Source organism: Acinetobacter towneri DSM 14962 = CIP 107472, from assembly GCF_000368785.1.
GTDB lineage: Bacteria > Pseudomonadota > Gammaproteobacteria > Pseudomonadales > Moraxellaceae > Acinetobacter > Acinetobacter towneri.
The window spans coordinates 570593-588796 of sequence record NZ_KB849690.1; the positions used below are offsets into that span (position 1 = coordinate 570593).

The 18204-nt window shown below is 42.3% G+C and carries 13 protein-coding genes; 8 read left to right on the plus strand and 5 right to left on the minus strand.

Going from position 1 to position 18204, the window contains the following annotated elements; translation table 11 throughout:
• The first annotated feature begins 27 nt into the window (after positions 1 to 27).
• Positions 28 to 2409: a phenylalanine--tRNA ligase subunit beta gene (gene pheT / locus F947_RS09980; protein ID WP_004975159.1), complete on the plus strand. Its 2382-nt coding sequence runs from the start codon at positions 28 to 30 to the stop codon at positions 2407 to 2409.
• A complete protein-coding gene (locus F947_RS09985) occupies positions 2406 to 2702 on the plus strand; it encodes an integration host factor subunit alpha (RefSeq protein ID WP_004649746.1) in 297 nt (98 codons plus the stop codon). Before pheT ends, F947_RS09985 begins: the two co-directional genes overlap by 4 nt.
• A gap of 370 nt (positions 2703 to 3072) precedes the next feature.
• Here F947_RS09985 and F947_RS09990 read toward each other — a convergent pair whose 3' ends face one another.
• From F947_RS09990 to trxA, 3 genes are all read right to left on the minus strand, one after another.
• The gene (locus F947_RS09990; protein ID WP_004975160.1) at positions 3073 to 3360 is read right to left on the minus strand and encodes a hypothetical protein; all 288 of its coding nucleotides are present in this window, start codon (positions 3358 to 3360) and stop codon (positions 3073 to 3075) included.
• 421 nt (positions 3361 to 3781) lie between these two features.
• Entirely contained in the window at positions 3782 to 5050 is a 1269-nt protein-coding gene (gene rho, locus F947_RS09995) for a transcription termination factor Rho (RefSeq protein ID WP_004975162.1), read from the minus strand.
• A 336-nt stretch (positions 5051 to 5386) separates the two neighbouring features.
• The gene (trxA, locus tag F947_RS10000) at positions 5387 to 5713 is read right to left on the minus strand and encodes a thioredoxin (RefSeq protein ID WP_004975164.1); all 327 of its coding nucleotides are present in this window, start codon (positions 5711 to 5713) and stop codon (positions 5387 to 5389) included.
• A 271-nt stretch (positions 5714 to 5984) separates the two neighbouring features.
• Here trxA and ppx point away from each other — a divergent pair, with 271 nt between their 5' ends.
• Genes ppx through F947_RS10025 form a run of 5 tightly spaced genes read left to right on the plus strand, consistent with a single transcriptional unit; the run spans position 5985 to position 11112 of the window.
• The gene (ppx, locus tag F947_RS10005) at positions 5985 to 7505 is read left to right on the plus strand and encodes an exopolyphosphatase (protein ID WP_004975167.1); all 1521 of its coding nucleotides are present in this window, start codon (positions 5985 to 5987) and stop codon (positions 7503 to 7505) included.
• Positions 7506 to 7537: 32 nt separating this feature from the next.
• A complete protein-coding gene (locus F947_RS10010) occupies positions 7538 to 8359 on the plus strand; it encodes an acetyl-CoA carboxylase carboxyltransferase subunit alpha (protein ID WP_004975170.1) in 822 nt (273 codons plus the stop codon).
• Positions 8296 to 9642, plus strand: coding sequence for a tRNA lysidine(34) synthetase TilS (gene tilS, locus F947_RS10015; protein ID WP_081402480.1), 1347 nt, complete (start codon positions 8296 to 8298; stop codon positions 9640 to 9642). The genes F947_RS10010 and tilS overlap by 64 nt, the downstream gene beginning before the upstream one ends.
• A gap of 30 nt (positions 9643 to 9672) precedes the next feature.
• Complete coding sequence (gene proC, locus F947_RS10020) at positions 9673 to 10500, plus strand: pyrroline-5-carboxylate reductase (RefSeq protein WP_004975173.1); 828 nt, start codon at positions 9673 to 9675, stop codon at positions 10498 to 10500.
• 42 nt (positions 10501 to 10542) lie between these two features.
• Positions 10543 to 11112: a YggT family protein gene (locus F947_RS10025; protein WP_004975174.1), complete on the plus strand. Its 570-nt coding sequence runs from the start codon at positions 10543 to 10545 to the stop codon at positions 11110 to 11112.
• Between the two features lie 162 nt (positions 11113 to 11274).
• On the opposite strand, the gene polA is transcribed toward F947_RS10025, so the two are convergent.
• Entirely contained in the window at positions 11275 to 14034 is a 2760-nt protein-coding gene (polA, locus tag F947_RS10030; RefSeq protein WP_004975176.1) for a DNA polymerase I, read from the minus strand.
• A gap of 182 nt (positions 14035 to 14216) precedes the next feature.
• Here polA and F947_RS10035 point away from each other — a divergent pair, with 182 nt between their 5' ends.
• On the plus strand, positions 14217 to 17228 hold the full coding sequence (locus F947_RS10035) for a DUF2339 domain-containing protein (RefSeq protein WP_004975179.1): 3012 nt from the start codon (positions 14217 to 14219) through the stop codon (positions 17226 to 17228).
• A gap of 49 nt (positions 17229 to 17277) precedes the next feature.
• Here F947_RS10035 and F947_RS10040 read toward each other — a convergent pair whose 3' ends face one another.
• Complete coding sequence (locus F947_RS10040) at positions 17278 to 18201, minus strand: mechanosensitive ion channel family protein (RefSeq protein ID WP_004975180.1); 924 nt, start codon at positions 18199 to 18201, stop codon at positions 17278 to 17280.
• Positions 18202 to 18204: the final 3 nt, after the last annotated feature.

The following is an 18204-nucleotide window of genomic DNA, read 5'->3' on the forward strand; positions in this document are numbered from 1 at the left end:
AAATTTAGATTTATAGGTTTTATATCAATGAAAATTAGCGAAAATTGGCTACGCACGTGGGTTAACCCAGCCATTGACAGCGATACTTTATCGAATCAACTCACGATGCTGGGTTTAGAAGTTGATGATATGTCACCAGCAGCAAAGCCATTTACAGGCGTTGTGGTGGGTGAAGTCTTAACGGTTGAACAGCATCCAGATGCAGATCGTTTACGTGTGACTACGGTAAATATTGGTTCAGGTGAGCCGTTGCAGATTGTGTGTGGTGCGCCAAACGTGCGTGTAGGTATGAAAGCACCTGTGGCAACCATTGGTGCGGTATTGCCAGGCGACTTTAAAATCAAAAAAGGCAAACTGCGTGGTGTGGAATCACAAGGGATGCTCTGCGGCGCATCAGAAATTGACCTTGAAGATAAACTTGATGGTTTATTGGAACTGCCTGCAGATGCACCTGTAGGTGTGAATGTACGTGAATATCTTGATCTAGATGACCATGTCATTGATATCAGTATTACTCCAAACCGTGGTGATTGTTTCAGTATTCGTGGTATTGCCCGTGAAATTGGGGTGATTAACCAATTGCCAGTGAATACACCTGACATTCAGGCAGTAGCGGCAACTATTCAGGATGAAAAAACTGTACAAAGTTTGACGGAAGGCTGCCCACGTTATTTAGGTCGTGTGATTAAAAATGTAAATACCAAAGCCGCTACACCTGAGTGGATGGAGCGCGCGTTGGCACGTTCAGGTATCCGTCAGCACAGTATTTTGGTTGATATTACCAACTATGTCTTGATTGAATTGGGTCAGCCAATGCACGCTTTTGATGGTGCTAAAATTCAAGGTGGCATTCAAGTTCGTCAAGCGACTGCAGCAGAAAAATTGGTGCTGTTAAACGAGCAAGAAGTTGAGCTGCAAGATGATGTGATGGTGATTGCCGATGACGCAAAAGTATTGGCGATGGCGGGCATCATGGGTGGTTTATCTTCTGCGGTAAGTGATGAAACCACAGAAATTTTCCTTGAATCCGCTTTCTTTGCACCATTGCATATCGCAGGTCGTGCACGTCGTTATGGTTTGCATACCGATGCCTCACAGCGTTATGAACGTGGTGTCGATTTTGAATTGCCATTATTGGCGATGAACCGTGCATCACAACTGATTGCAGAATTTGCTGGCGGCGAATTTGGTCCAATTACAGTGGCAGAACAAGCAGCACAATTGCCAACACGTGAAGCAATTGCGTTAAATCAAGCGCAAGTCGATCAGCTCTTGGGTTATCACGTTGATGCTACATTTATTGCCGATGCTTTAACTCGTTTAGGCTGCGAAGTTACTGTTCAAGCTGAAGGTCAGTGGAGCGTTGTACCACCATCACATCGTTTTGATATGGCAATTTACCAAGACTTAATTGAAGAAGTTGCTCGTATTCACGGTTATGACAACATTCAAATCAGTTTGCCTGTGATTGATGTGCAATTAGCAAAATACCAAGATCAGTTTGAAGTTGCGCAATTACGTCAAACCGCAGTGACTTTAGGTTATCAAGAAGCAATTAGTTTTAGCTTTGCCGATGCAAAATTGGAAAAACAATTAAACCCTGCAGTGAATCCGTTGGTATTGGCGAATCCAATTTCAAGCGATTTGGCAGTAATGCGCTCAACGTTGTTATCCAGCTTAATTCCATGCGTTCAGTACAACGTGAATCGTCAACAAAACCGTGTGCGTTTCTTTGAGTTGGGTTTACGTTTTGATTATCAACATGCAGCAAGCATTCATGACTTGAAGCAAATTCCAACTTTGGCATTGATTGCGGTGGGTGCTAAACATGCAGAATCTTGGCATGCTAAAGCTCAGCCTATGGATTTCTTCGATTTTAAAGGCGATATTGAAGAAATTTTAGCTGCAGGTCGTGTGCAGGTAGAGTATGTTCGTTCAGAGCGTACTTGGTTGCATCCTGGACAATCTGCTGAAATTTTGGTAGATGGTCAGTCTATTGGTTACTTTGGTCGTTTACATCCATCTTTAGAAGATGAGCTGGATTTAGGCACGGCTTGGGTAGCAGAACTCGATCAAACAGCAGTTTTGCAAACTTATGTATCTAATTTTACAGAATTATCACGTTTTCCATCGGTTAGACGTGATATTGCGCTTTTAATTAGTGATAAGATAAATGTAAGCGAAATTCAGCAACTTATTGAAAAAACGGGTGGAGCGCTGTTAGACTCAACTTGGTTATTCGATGTGTATACTGGACAAGGTGTTGAACAAGGCAAGCGTTCTTTGGCTTTTGCTCTGTTATGGCAACATCCAACACGTACACTTGAAGATGCTGAAATTAAATCTGGTATGGATAACATTCTGCAAGTGTTGGAAAACACTTACCAAGCGACATTGAGGGCTTCATGACAGCATTAACAAAAGCAGAAATGGCTGATCATTTAAGTGAGCTCACGAGTTTAAACCGCCGTGAAGCGAAACAAATGGTCGAGTTATTTTTTGATGAGATCAGCCAAGCACTGATCTCTGGCGAGCAAGTTAAACTTTCAGGGTTTGGGAACTTCGAGTTACGTGATAAACGTCAACGACCTGGTCGCAACCCGAAAACAGGCGAAGAAATTCCAATTTCAGCCCGCCGTGTAGTCACATTCCGCGCAGGGCAGAAATTCCGCCAGCGTGTGGGAAATGAGCAGATCGATTGATCTGCTTTTTTTTATGCTTTTTATAAGAGATTTTAGAAAGACGCTGTGATTTAGCAAGACATAGTGATTGATCTTGCAATTGAGAGACTTGAATCAAACTATGGATATGAATGAAAACACTGTAGAGCTGAACAAGACGCTACCTAAGAATTGAGCGTGGAGATGAGAAACCAAAAGGTTATATCGAAATAAATGCCGAATGGGGTTAAGTGTTTTGGTTAAATGCTTTTATATGCTGAATCATCTACTTGAAAAAGATGGATTGAGCGATTTGGAGATATTGTGCTGAGTAAAATAAATTTTAGACAAAATATTCAGAAATAAAAAAGAGAGCCATCGGCTCTCTTTTTGTACTGCATAATCGTATCGATTATTGAGCAGCAGCTTCAGAAGCAGCAGCAGCAGCGTCTACAGCAGCATCAGCAGCGTCAGTTGCAGCAGCAGCAGCAGTGTCAGCAGCATCTACAGCAGCTTCAGCGCCAGAAGCAACTTCTACAGCAGCAGCGTCAGCAGCAGCTTCAGCTTCAGATGCAGCTACAACAGCTTCAGATGCAGCAGCGTTAGCGTCAGCAGCAGCTTCTTCAGTTTTTTTAGCACAACCAACGAAAGCTAAAGTAGTAGCAACTGCAGCAGCAATAGCGATTTTTTTGAATAACATGGCATCACTCTCTAAAATATGAGATTAAAAAAAACCGACGTTAGTCTGTTGTATGCTTTTATTATTCCTAAATTTTGTTAGGCACTAACAACGCAGGCGCAGTCTAACTGGTCTGCGAATATGCTATCACTGCGCTTTTTGAATTGCTACTAGGTTGATTGAAAAAAAGGCAAAAAAACGCGAAAAATACGTGCTTTTTTAACAGAAAATAACAATTAATTTGGCATTTTAGATTGGAGAGTTGCACGGTAACTGGCTAAAAACTAAAAGGTTTTTACTAAATATTTTTTTATAATCATTTACTTAAAAATAAGTTTACATATACCGCGTGCAATTGTGTCTTTATGTAAATTTTGTCAACCAAATAAAAAAGCCATCGTTTTAAGATGACTTTTTTAGGTGTTCTAATATTTATAGCCGTTTAATTGGCTGCTTTACGTTTCATTTGATCAAAGAAGTCGTCATTAGTTTTGGTTTCTTTCATGCGATCAAGCAAGAATTCCATTGCTGCCAATTCATCTTGAGTGTGTAACAATTTACGCAAAATCCAAACTTTACGCAAATTATCTTCACTCATTAAGCGCTCTTCACGACGTGTACCTGATTTTTTGATGTTCATGGCAGGGAAAACACGTTTTTCTGCAATACGACGGTCTAAGGTAATCTCTTGGTTGCCTGTACCTTTAAACTCTTCGTAAATCACTTCATCCATTTTACTGCCAGTTTCAATCAGTGCAGTCGAAATAATGGTGAGTGAACCACCTTCTTCAATATTACGTGCAGCACCAAAGAAGCGTTTTGGACGTTCTAAAGCGTGCGCATCAACACCACCTGTTAAAACCTTGCCTGAAGAAGGTACGACAGTGTTGTAGGCGCGTGCCAAACGGGTAATCGAATCCAGTAAAATCACCACGTCTTTTTTATGTTCAACTAAACGCTTGGCTTTTTCAATGACCATTTCTGCAACTTGAACGTGACGAGCAGGTGACTCATCAAATGTTGATGCAATCACTTCACCGCGCACGGTGCGTTCCATTTCAGTCACTTCTTCAGGGCGTTCATCAATGAGAAGTACAATCAAGAACACTTCTGGGTTGTTACGAACAATCGACTGAGCGATGTTTTGTAGCAACATGGTTTTACCCGCTTTAGGCGGAGCCACAATAATTGAACGCTGACCTTTACCAATTGGCGCAACCAAATCTACCACACGTGCAGTTAAGTCTTCAGTTGTTCCATTACCTAACTCCATCACCAACTGTTCTGTTGGGAAAAGCGGGGTTAAGTTTTCAAATAAGATTTTATTACGTGAATTTTCAGGGGTGTCATAGTTAATTTGATTGACTTTGAGCAAAGCAAAATAACGTTCGCCTTCTTTTGGTGGACGAATCGTACCTGTAATGGTGTCACCCGTGCGCAGGTTAAAGCGACGAATTTGCGAAGGGCTGACATAAATATCATCTGGGCCAGCAAGGTATGAACCTGCAGCTGAGCGTAAGAAACCAAAACCATCAGAGAGAATTTCTAGAACGCCATCACCAAAAATCTCTTCACCATTCATGGCATGGCGCTTTAAGATGGCAAAAATAATGTCTTGCTTGCGGTTACGCGCCATTCCTTCAAGGCCCATAAACTCGGCAATCTTGATGAGTTCGCCAATCGGTTTTTTCTTGAGTTCGGTTAAATTCATAGAGGTTCTGATAGAATTAAAATTCTGGGGTACAGGTTAGAGAGGGAGCAACATTTAGCCGCATTCATACAATAAAATGAAAGCAATTGTATTTGCACAATAACGATTCAGAGCACTGATTCATTGTTTGATTGAAAAATGTGAAAAACAATTTCTGTTGCCGAGCGGCATTTTTGTGTTGTGTCTTTTCAGAAAGAGGATGAAAGATCCTGCGTTTCCTGAGCATGCAATATAAGAGAGAAACGTCTACTTGTCAATTTGTAGGCAAAAAAAATACGCCAATGCGTGGCGTATTTTTTTTCATCATCTCTATAAATAGACGATGGATCAATCGACTTAGATATTTTCGTCAATAAACGCAGTCAATTTAGATTTAGGTGCTGCACCGACTTGCTGTGCAACCACTTCACCATTTTTGAACATCAATAATGCTGGAATATTACGGATGTTGTAGTTCACTGCAGTTTGTTCGCAAGAGGTTACATCAACTTTTACAATTTTAACTTTGCCTTGGTATTCGTCTGCAAGTACTTCAAGTACAGGTGCAATTGCTTTACATGGCGCACACCAGCCAGCCCAGAAGTCAACCAATACAGGAGTATCCGATTGAAGAACATCTGCTTCGAAGTTTGCATCAGTGGTGTTTACGATGTTGCCAGACATGGATTACGCTCCAAATAATTTTTAAGATAGCTTTAGTTAGTATTACATAGCCATCTTGAACAAAGTAGGGGAATCTGTGGATTTTCCATTCAAAATACAAATTTGTCCAATTGATCGTGACGATAACGCTAAACGAAAATGCGAATTCTGTAACACAATTGTCATATATGCGGAAAATTTAAATAGTCGTCAAATTGTGCTGATAAATGGCTTTTAAATTAGGTGTATGTGAATTACTCTAGGCACAATTCTGTCTAGGTTTGTTTGAAGAATGTCTGATTTTTTAATTGATGAAGAGTTACTCGCAGCCATCGATATGGGGTCGAATAGTTTCCACTTGGCGATTGCTCGAGTGGATCATGGTGAAGTAAAAAAAGTGGCATCAATGTCAGAAAAAGTACAGTTGGCCGCAGGTTTAGATGAAAATAAGAATTTGACCGAAGCTGCTCAACAACGTGGTTTGGCATGTTTGGCGCGTTTTGTGGGACGTTTAACTGCGGTGCAGTCAAACCGTTTGCGTATTGTGGCAACCAACGCATTGCGTCAGGCCAAAAATGGACATGAGTTTATTCAAAAAGCCGCAGAAATTTTGCCTAAACCTATTGAAATTATTGCAGGGCGTGAAGAAGCCCGTTTAATTTATTTAGGCGTATCGCACACGATGGCAAATAGTGGTCGTCGTTTGGTAATTGACATTGGCGGTGGTTCGACAGAGTTGATTATTGGCGAAGAATTTGAGCCAATTCATACCGAATCTTTACAAATGGGCTGTGTGGCCTATACCAAAGCCTATTTTGCCGATGGTGAAATTAGCAAGAGCAGTTTTGAAAAAGCAGTGGTTGCAGCGCGTAAAGAACTGTATTCGATTGCAAATACTTATAAAGAAGCAGGTTGGGATACCGTTGCAGGTTCGAGCGGTACCATTAAAGCCTGTCGTCAAATTACGGTAAATATGGGCTGGAGCAATGAGCAGGAAAATCTGACTCGTGAAGGTTTAGAAAAACTCAAAGACCGTTTGCTCAAGTTTAAACACGTATCAGAAATGGAATTTGATGGTCTAAAAGAAGACCGTCGAGCAGTTTTGCCAGCAGGTTTGGCAATTTTATATGCGGTATTTGATGTATTAGATATCGATAAACTGGTGTATTCCGATGGGGCTTTGCGTGAAGGCGTAATGTATGACTTGTTGGGACGTTTCCAGCATGAAGACATTCGTGACCGCAGTGTACAGGCCTTAATGGGGCGTTATAACTCAGACCCGAAACAGGCAGGACGTGTGGTGAAAACTGCGCAACATTTGTTTGACAGCGTGGCAGAATCATTAAAATTAAATAATGAAGATAGTGACTTATTACGTCGTGCTGCGTACCTGCATGAAATTGGTTTAGCCATCAGTCACAGCAGTTATCATCGTCATGGTGCATATTTATTGCAACATTCGGACATTCCTGGTTTCTCACAAATTGACCAAAACTATCTCTCGCATTTGGTTGGTAACCATCGTCGAAAGTTGCGCCAAGACGCGAAAACAGAAGCACTGAAAGCGGGTGGCAATAAAATTGTTTACTTAAGTTTGTTGCTTCGCCTTGCAGTTTTGGTCAACGCAAGTCGTAGCGATGCGATGCTTCCTGCCATTGAATTAAGCATCCGCAATGCGCAACAATGGCAGCTCAGCGTGTCGGGTGATGCCAAACAATGGCCATTGCTTGTCGCTGAATTGCACGATGAACAAGTGCAATTCAAGAATTGGGACATTGAATTGAATATTCAGTCGGAACAATTTGTCGATTAAGATTTGGTTAATTTAGGGATAACAGTCGACTTATGAAAAAAGCTGCTCAATCTAAAGCATGGAAAACCGTGCAAATTGCACGTCATCCTGAACGTCCGCAATTTCTAGACTATGTGGGTGAAATTTTCACTGAATTTGATGCCTTACATGGCGATCGTTTATTTGGTGATGATGGTGCAATGATCGGTGGATTGGCACGCTTTGATGGTCAGCCTGTCATGGTGATAGGTCAACATCGTGGTCGCAGTACCCGCGAAAAATTACAACACAACTTCGGGATGTGTAATCCAGAAGGCTACCGTAAGGCACAGCGTCTTATGGATATGGCAGAACGTTTTAATCTGCCAGTTTTCACTTTTGTTGATACGATGGGTGCATACCCAGGTGTAGGTGCAGAGGAACGTGGTCAGGCAGAAGCGATTGCGACTAGCTTAGCGCAATTGTCGAACTTAAAAGTACCTGTAATTGCTACAGTATTGGGCGAAGGTGGTTCAGGCGGTGCGTTGGGTATTGGCGTGGCTGACCGTGTGGTAATGTTGTCACACAGTATTTACTCTGTTATTTCACCAGAAGGTTGTGCGTCTATTCTGTGGAAAACTGCAGAAAAAGCCGAACAAGCCAGTGAAGCATTGGCATTGACTGCAGAAAAACTGCAAAAGATTGGTATTGTAGAATACGTGGTTGATGAAGGTGAGGGTGCGCATTTAAACCCTGAACAAGTCATGCACAGTCTGAAAAATGTGTTAAAAGAAGCTTTGGATGAATTGCAAGCGATGGATGCAACACAACGATGCGAAGAACGTTACCAGCGTTTAATGAAGTTTGGCAGCGACAATTTAGGTCTAGCGTCTTAAGCCAATTACAGGCTTTTTCTGCACAGACAAAATTTTTAATCGGATGTAGTGGCGGCATGGATTCCATGCTGCTACTGCATCTTTTGTCGTTTTTGTGCCCTGAAAAAGTACGCGCGATTTATATTGATCACCAATTGCAAAGTCCAAGCGCAGCGTGGGGCACATTGGTGCAAGCCACCTGCCAAAATTTAAATGTGCCGTGTGTGCTGCAAAAAGTCAGTGTGTCTGAGGGTAATTTAGAAAATCAGGCACGTCAGGCGCGTTATCAGGCCTATATGCAGCACTTAGATAGCAACGAAGTTCTAGTATTGGCGCATCATCAGCAAGATCAGGCAGAAACCGTATTGCTGCGTTTGTTTTCAGGCGCAGGTGTGCAAGGACTTGCTGCCATGCAAGCTGTCGATGTGCGTGATGACATCAGTATTTGGCGTCCGTTATTGGATATTTCGCGTGAGCAGATTTGCCAATGGAGTGCTGAATTAAAGCTCTATTATGTGCAAGACCCAAGCAATCAGGATGTGCATTATGACCGAGCTTGGGCAAGAGAAATATTGTGGCCTGTCGTGCAACAGCGTTTTCCTAAAATGCAGCAAGCTGTGACGCGTACTGCAAACTTGATGCAAGATACTGAAAACATTTTGGCAGAAGTTTTGGCGCAGGATTTAGCTGCATGTGGCACAGACTCGCAGTTGAATTTAATTCAGTTACAACAATTGTCTTTGTCACGGCAACGTCAGCTATTATCGGCATGGATGAAAGGACAGGCACAATATCGCCCAAGTTTTGATATGGTCGAACGCTTGCAACGTGAGGTGATTCAAGCCAAAGCCGATGCACAAGCGGCATTACATTGTCAGGATTATTATTATCTGCGTTATCAGCAACAATTATTTCGTTTGCCGAAAGCGGAGTATTTAGCTGCAGAACATTTTGAGGCAGAAGAACAAGTGTTATGTTTGCAGGCAGATCAGACTTTTCAAGTGTGGTCTGGCTGTTATCAACTGCAACAAGCCAAAGTCGGTTTATCTGCAACTTTGCTGAATCGTCCGTTAACTTTACGGCCACGTTTGGGTGGTGAAAAAATTCATTTGTATGGTCGGGTGGGCACATGGCCACTGAAAAAAGCCATTCAGGAAGCACAAATTTTTCCGTGGACGCGTCATACAATTCAAATATTAAGCCTAGATAATGTTATGCTAGGCGTTTTTAGCCCCAAAGGCTTTTGGCTTGCACAGTCGGACTATTGTGTCGCAGATGGATGGCAACCGAATTTAGTCTCTTAACGACAAAGAACTCAACGAAGAGCGTGAATCATGAGTGCAGTATTGAATTGTAATATTAGTTTCATTGGCGGTGGCAACATGGCGCAAGCCTTGATTGGTGGTTTGATTGCCAGAGGTTTGCCGCCAACCCGTATTACAGTTTCAGACCCTGTAGAACAAGTGCGTGAATTATTAAAAGAAAAAGATGTGCATGTCACTGAGGATAATTTGGCCGCGATTGCAGATGCAGATATTGTGGTATTTGCAGTCAAACCACAGGTTTTGGCACAAGTATTGCGTCCATTGCACGGTCAGTTTGAAGATAAACTGGTGATTTCGATTGTTGCGGGCGCAGAAACTGCCACGATTTCTGAGTTATTACGTACAGAACGTGTAGTGCGGGTAATGCCAAATACGCCTGCTTTGGTGCAAACAGGTGCACATGGTTTGTATGCAACCGAACAGGTCAATAGCACTGACCGTGAATTGGCAAGTCAGGTTTTGGCAGCGACAGGTTTAACTATTTGGGTAAACTCTGAGGCGCAAATTGATGCTGTGACTGCAGTATCTGGTTCAGGGCCAGCATATTTCTTCTATTTGATGGAAAGTATGATTCGTGCAGGCAAGAACTTAGGTTTAGATGAAAAAGTGGCGACAGCACTGACGTTACAAACTGCTTTGGGTGCAGCACAAATGGCAATTACCAGCTCGAATACACCTGCAGAATTACGCAAAAATGTAACTTCACCAAATGGCACGACCCAAGCGGCAATTGAAGTGTTTGATCATGCGCAAATTTCACAAAATATTCAGGCGGCATTGGCTGCTGCTAAAACGCGTAGTCAAGAATTAGCGCAAGAGTTGAGTGATAGTATTTAATTATTGAAAAACAATGAATTTAAATTTTAGGAAAGTTTAAGTATGGGTGCAAATTCTGCGCTAATTTTTGGCATTATCATTAACGTAGCGATTTTGCTCGTATTCTTCCGTTTCTTAATGCAATTGGCAGCGGTGAGTCCTTATAACCCTGTGGTGCTTTCAACCATTAAAGCCACCAAAATTGTAGATGTATTTGGACGTATTTTTCCAACGGTTGGCAAAGGTCGAGTTAACTCTGCAGCCTTGGCTTTGTTGGTGGTGTTGTATCTACTCAAAATTTTTGGTGTTATGTATCTCAATGGTGCGATGCCGAATAGTCCAATTCACTTACTGATTCTGACTTTTGTGACCATGATTCAGGATTTAATCCGTTTCTGTCGTTATTTGATTTTTGCCACCATTATTTTGAGTTGGGTGGTGATGTTTACTCAATCTCGTGGCCCGTATATTGAGGTGATTCAAGAGTTGGCAGAGCCGTTATTAGCACCATTTCGTCGTTTATTGCCGAACATGGGCATGATTGATTTGTCGCCAATTATTGCATTTTTGGCTTTATATATTGCTGAAATTATTATGAATCAGGTAGCGATTGTATTGCTGACTGGCTTATAAGTCGCATTATCCTAAAACATTAAAAAGGACTCGATTTGAGTCCTTTTTTTGTAGTTTAAGTTTGGGCTGACGACCTTAATGAGTCTTCAGAAATACAAATAACCTGCATCCTGACCTCCTTCTAGGCGAAGGAAGGTGCTGAAAAAAGAGAGCGCAACGACTTTAGTGCGCTTCATCCCAGTTATTGCCTTTTCCGACTTCCACCACCAATGGTACAGAAATTTCCACCACAGATTGCATGACTTCTGCCAACTTCGGCGCGAGTTCATCTGCCGCATCTGCATCGACTTCAAATACCAATTCATCGTGTACTTGCAGCAACATTTTGGCTTGCGCTTGCGGTAACATTTTGTCGACTTCAATCATCGCCATTTTAATAATATCAGCTGCAGAGCCTTGTAATGGCGCGTTAATTGCCGCACGTTCTGCCGCTTTACGTACCATCATATTACGTGCAGCAATATCTGGCGTATAGAGGCGACGACCTAAAATAGTTTCTACAAAACCTTGTTCTAGCGCGACTTGGCGGGTACGTTGCATATATTCATAAATGCCCGGATAACGCTGGAAGTATTGCTTGATGTAGTTTTGTGATTCTTCACGGGTAAACCCAAGCTGACGAATTAAGCCAAATTCCGACATGCCGTAGAGCAGACCGAAGTTTACAGCTTTGGCCTGACGACGCTGATCTGAGGTTACGTCTTCTAAGGCAATACCCAAGACTTCTGCCGCAGTACGGCGGTGCACGTCTTGTCCATGGTTAAAGGCATCGAGTAGGGCATCATCTTGTGAAAAATGTGCCATTAAACGCAATTCGATTTGCGAGTAGTCGGCTGCCAACAACACGCGACCTTCAGGTGCGACAAAGGCTTTACGAATTTGACGACCAATTTCGGTACGAATTGGAATGTTTTGTAAGTTTGGATCAGTAGAAGATAAACGCCCTGTTGCAGTCAAAGCTTGGTGATAACTGGTATGCACTCGATGCGTATCGTTGTTGGCTTGTTTCAGTAAGCCATCGGTATAGGTGCTTTTGAGTTTAGATAAACCACGGTAGTCTAAAATTAAACTACTGATCGGATGCTCAATTTTTTCCAAAACACTTTCACTGGTACTGTATTGACCTGTTGCGGTTTTCTTGCCGCCTTTGAGTCCGAGTTTATCAAACAGGATTTCGCCCACTTGTTTCGGTGAGCTGACATTAAAGTTTTCACCTGCCAATTCTACAATTTGGTTTTCCAAATCTTGCATGGTTTGGGAAAAATCGACACCCAATTGATCTAAAAATTTCAGATCAAGCTGAATGCCATTTTCTTCCATACTGGTCAGCACACGCGCCACAGGCATTTCAATGTTGTGCAAAATATTGACCAATTCAGGATGCTTTTGTAGCTTCGCAGACAGCACTTCATATAAACGATACGTAACATGCGCATCTTCTGCAGCGTAGTGCGCAGCCGTTTCAATTTCAATTTGATTGAAAGTTTTTTGCTTGACGCCTTTGCCTGCAATTTGCTCATAAGATGTGGTCAGGTGGCTTAAATATAAGCGTGCCACATCATCCATGCCGTGACGGGTTGCGACAGAGTTAAGCACATAAGATGCCAACATGGTATCGAAATACCAACCTTGTAAATGAATACCGTGATTTTCAAGCACATGCGCATCATATTTTAAATGATGCCCAATTTTATCCACCGCATTATTTTCTAAAATAGGTTTGATTTGTGCCAAAACCTGATCACGGTTGAGCTGCTGTGGTGCGCCCTCATAATCATGCGCCAAAGGTACGTAATAGGCATCTTTGGCATCGAACGCGATAGAAAAACCAACAATTTCTGCAACGCGATAATCCAGACTGGTGGTTTCTGTATCAAAGGCAAAACGCTGTGCAGTTTGCAAGCGTTGCAGCAAAGCATCCCAATGCGCCTGATCTAAAATGGTGTGGTATGTTGCTGCACCGAGTTGATCATCAACACTGCTTTGCGTGGCTTGATCTTCAGTTTCAATTTCATTGGCTGTCGGTGCGGCGACTGTTTTTGCAGCTTGTTTATAATTGCTGTTATTTGGATTATTTGGATGATCGAGCGATTGTAATTGATTACGGAATTCTAGCTCGGTATATAAATTGCGTAAGGCTTCAACATTAGGGTCTTGTAGTTTTAGATCGGCATAACCAAAGTTCAGATCAAGGTCACAAACAATGCTGGCGAGTTGATGATCTAGCGCGATGCCATCGGCATTGTCTTTAATATTTTGTCCGACTTTGCCTTTAATATGATCGACATTTTCTAAAATCGCACCAATCGAGCCATATTCGGTCAGTAGTTTTGCAGCAGTTTTGGCGCCAATGCCGGGCACGCCCATAATACCATCGGAAGCATCACCCATGAGGGTCAGATAATCAATAATTTGATGCGGCCATACGCCAAACTTGTCAAATACAGCCTGAATATCCATTGGCTTTTCTTTGAAGCTGTCTTCAAGGGTAACTTTTTCAGTCACCAACTGCGCCATGTCTTTATCGCCCGTAGAAATCAGTACTTGCTGTCCTTCGGCTTCGGCACGTTTGGCTAAAGTTCCAATAATATCATCGGCTTCTGCGCCTGGTAGCATGTAAAGTGGAATACCCAAAGCACGAATTAAAGCATGTAAGTATGGAATTTGCTGAGAAAGTTCCTCAGGCATACTTGGGCGGTCACCTTTATAAATTGGCGATAGTTCGTGACGGAAAGTCGGCTCAGGCGTATCAAAAATTACCGCCATGTGAGTAGGCTGAGTACGACGCATCAACTTTTGAATCGCAGAGATCGCGCCACGAATAGCATTGGTATGTAAACCAGTTGACGTGGTTAATGGTGGTAGTGCGTGAAAGGCACGAAATAGAAAATATGAGCCATCGACCAAGACAAATGGTGGCATGGATTGATTCCTTCTGCAAATAAGCAGTTTATTGTACGTGATTTTTGCAGTTGTCGCAGAAACTGATTTTTAAGGCAAGTGTTGCAGACGCACAGTTACCGAATTGCTGATGAATCCTGATTCAGAATCGTGCTGTCTGTTGTATGATCGGAGCCATGACAATATCAATAAAATGAAGAGCAATGCAGACAGGGCAGAATGAAATTCGAATCATTTGGTTCATGCTATTAATCATAATTTCAATTGGCGCATGGTGGCTCGGTGTGCCGATGCTGAGTTATATCTGTGCAGTTGCTGCGGTGGTCAGCGTGATGTTTTTTGTGGGACGAGTGCAGAACTCACTGGAACAGGTTGTGGATGCACAGTCACAAGTACAACGCCAAAGCTCTAAAACTCCTTTATATATCGCCGCTTTTATTGCTTTTTTAGGAATATTGCTGGATTGGTATTTACTGACATCTATTGCTTTAAGTGCATGGATTTTTATGTTGTTGCGATGGTTGCAGCGTTTGGAGCAAGGACTGTATCAATTACAGCAATTACAAAGTGCCGCTAAGCTTCAGGCGCATGCTCAAAAGAGCTATCCTCAAAAGACCAATGCTCAAGAGAAAAAGGTTCAAACGCAATTCGCAGAGCATATTTTAGCCAATACATCTGAAGTTGATGCAAGTCTTTCATCAGTTAAGGCAAATGTGGATGATGGTGTTATATCAACCGCTTCTCAACCTGAAACCATCGCTATTCAATCTGATTCCACATTATCGAGCGAGCCGAATTCTGTTCGGGAACAAGCAGCTCAAGTTTCTTATCCATATCAAGACCAAGAGTATCTACATCAAGAATATTCAGCTCCAGATTTAGCCAAATCCTCAAGGTCTGTTGCACCTTTTGCAACTCAGTCGCGCTCATCAAGTAACAGTTTATTGCAACAAGCTCAATCATGGCTGATACATGGTAATCCTGTATTAAAAGCAGCAATTGTAGTGTTACTCATAGGCGTGGTGTTACTGCTACGTTTTGCTACTGAACATTGGCAATTTAGTTTGGCAGTGAAACTTTTGTTCGTTGCTGGCGTGAGTGCAGCAGTGACAGTATTCGGTTATCTGTTACGCAACAAAAATCGCAGCTTTGCTTTGGGTGTGCAAGGTTTGGGGTTGGCTGGGCTGTGTCTGACCTTATTTTTTGCCTATTACAATTTGGTCATTCCAAATTTAGCTATCGCCAGTCTGTGTTTTATTGTGGTGATGTTGCTCACGCTCTGGCTGAGTTTAAAACAACATTCAGTCGAACTTGCCCTCATGGCAATGCTGATTGCGTATTTCGCACCGTTTACTTTACCTGTTCGTAATGCAACAGCCATTGAATTTATTGCCTATTATTTGCTGATTAATATTTCGGTTGCCATTTTAAGTAGTTTACGTCCGTGGAAATATTTAAATCAAATTGCGTTTTTAATGACGGTTGTGGTGGGTGGCAGCTATGCCTTTTATCATGGTTATATCTTTGAACGGCAGGTGCTAACGCTTTTAGTTTTGGCGCATGCGGCTATTTTTATTTGGTTGGGTTTTCGCTTTAGTCAGCTTTTGGCACAGGAAGATGTCGCCACGTTTCAGCTGAAACCTATTTTAGACCTTGCCTTGATTTTTGGCGCACCCATTGTCGGTTATGCCTGTTTATATCTGATGTATTTTGAAGAAACAGCAGAGCAGGCAGCCTTTAGTTTGTTATTTGCGGTGGTTTTTGCAGGTTTGTATTGGCTGACCAAACAGCATCGGCAGACACAATTTATTGCACAAAGTTATTTCAGTTTGATGCTGATTTTTAGTGTGTTGATTCCACCTATTTTACTGCCTGAACAATGGAGTGTCATTGGTTGGGCATTACAAGGCGTGGCTGTGTTTATTTTTGCCTTTATTCAATATTCTAAAATTAGCCGTTATTTGGCACTAGGTTTGTTTGCCGTAGCGGGCTTATCTGGGCTGTATTATTTAGTCGAGTTGCCTTATTTCGAGCGCAGTATTTATTGGGTACTGAGCCTAAGTTATGCCACAGTTGTGGTGTTTTCCAACAGCCGTGCAGCTTTCAGACAACAACTGAGCACAGCAACCACGAGCGTACTGTGTTTAATGATGTTGTCTGCAACCAGTTTATGGCTATGGTTAGGTTTAGATTACTTTGATGGAGAACTTGCAACCGTACAGACGCTTTTGGCGGTGGTGGTCATTTATTTACTTATCAACGAAGTACTACTTTCTCGTCAAGCGACATGGTCATGGCTATTGCCCAAATGGTTAGGTCTAACGCCAGTTTCGCTCACTGCAGCAGGTTTATTATTCAGCCGTAGCTATGATGGAGCGGTGCATTGGGTTTCGGGTACTGAACGTCTGCTATTTGCCTTGTTTGCAGGCGTGCTCAGTGTGTTGTGGTTGCGTCCTTTATGGACTGTCCGCAGCGACAAAGAATGGCTGAGTTTAGGACTGTTACCCATTTTGGCGATGGCGAGTTTAACGCTGTTACCACAGCATCCGTATAGCAGCGTGGTGATTTTACCATTGCTCTTTGCGGCGTGGTGTTGGTGGCAACAACTGGATTCAGATTGGCGCAAATTTTGGTATGCGCGTAGCAATTTAATCTTCATGTTGATGTGGATGCTATGTTCACAACTGTTGACTGAACACGCATTTTACGGCTATGTACTGCCTATTTTGAATCCATTTGATTTGGTTAGTATAGCCATGTTGGTGGCTATTTTGTGGATGTTGAATCTGCAACGCAAAACCCATTTAGACCAAGGCTTGGCAGCGGTAATTATGGTCTTGAGTTTACTGTGGCTAAGTAGTTATGTTCTTTTGCGTGCCTTGCATTTGTATTTAGGTACGCCAATCAACGAAATTGCCGTTTGGCAAGATGCCACCGTACAGTTAAGCCTGACTGTACTTTGGGTCAGTTTGGCATGTATTGCAATGTGGATTGCCAGTTTCAAGCAATTACGTGCCTTATGGATTCTAGGTAGCAGTATTTTGGTGATGGTGACCTTGAAACTGGTACTTTTGGATTTATCCAATATTGGCACTCTTATGCGGGTACTCTCATTCTTTGCGGCAGGACTGGGTATGCTGCTGATTGCCTATATTGCTCCAATTCCTGAACCTGATCTTGCTAAAAACAACAGTTCGCCATCTTCTAAAACTTAAGATGGCGCTCAGGTTGTATTTATGACGAAGTGGGTGTGATTCAAAACGATTACTTTAAGTCAGGTTCTCGTTTGAGTTCTTTAGCATTGGCGTACTGATCAAGTTCGTCATTGCTCAAGGGGCGTGATAATGGATGATCAACAAAACCCATTTTTGGTACAGGAATTTCAATGCAATTGTCCAAGAAACCATTACGAATACGTTCTTGCATTTCATCACGTACTTTTAAGAAGTTTTCTTGCTGACACCACACTGCAAATAACAATTCAATTGAAGACTCTCGGAAAGCTGTAACCGTCACTGCTGGTTTTGGGTCAGATAAAACTAGCGGATATTGATTGGCGACACTCAGCAAGACTTCACGTACTTTAATAATATCTTCATGGAAATTAATGGCGAGCGTAATTGGAACACGCCGTATTGGAAATTTGGACAGGTTATGTACAGGGGCACGAATTAATTGTTCATTGGGCAAACGCACATAAATATTGTCTTGGGTCAGTAATTTCACTGAAAGCAGGTCAATTGAAATCACTTCGCCTTCAATGGTATGCCCACGAATCAGGGTAATTTGAATGGTATCACCCACCTCAAAAGAGCCTTCACCAATCAGGAACATACCACTAATTAAATTGGATGCTGATGTCTGTGAGGCAAAACCCAAAGCCACGGTTAAAATACCCGCTGCACCTAAAAACACGCTGAGTTTAAAGCCTGCTTCTTTCAGGCTCGCCATCACAAACAGCAGGAAAATAAAGTAAAAAATCCCGCGTCGCCAAACTAAGCGTTGATGCGCATTAAAACGTGCGCCAATAGTGCGTACAAAAGTATTGGAAACAAAACGTGCAATTAAGAAACCAATCAAAGACAATACAATTGCGACCAAAATTTCGGTCAGACGATCTGTATTGATACTGGTAAAAATTCCTTTGAGGCTGTTGGTGATTTCTTTGGAAATATTGGAATCTGCCATAAC